Source organism: Lysinibacillus sp. G1-3, assembly GCF_056322905.1.
Genome location: NZ_JBWHYQ010000083.1, coordinates 1 through 255, shown reverse-complemented (window position 1 = coordinate 255; position 255 = coordinate 1). Strand labels below are relative to the sequence as shown.

Annotated in this window: 1 protein-coding gene; it reads right to left on the bottom strand. The window is 31.4% G+C overall.

Going from position 1 to position 255, the window contains the following annotated elements; all coding sequences use genetic code 11:
* Positions 1–255, bottom strand: a 255-nt coding sequence (locus tag ACVYAD_RS25265) for a condensation domain-containing protein (protein ID WP_476428314.1), incomplete at both ends; no start/stop codon positions are given.

Here is a 255-nt window from a genome sequence, read left to right as displayed (position 1 = left end):
AATCTTCCTGATATAGGAATACCAATCACTATATCTTCTTGTTGGCTATATTTAGATAAAAGAATGGTGTATGCTGACAATAAAACCATATGCATTGTTGTACCTGTTTTATTTGTAAGTTCTTTCAGCTTACTCGTGAGTGTTTTATCTAATTCAAAACTAACACTATCTCCCTCATAACTCTTAATAACAGGTCTTTCAAAATCATAGGGTAAGTTTAATACTGGTATCTCATCATTAAATCTTTGCAGCCAA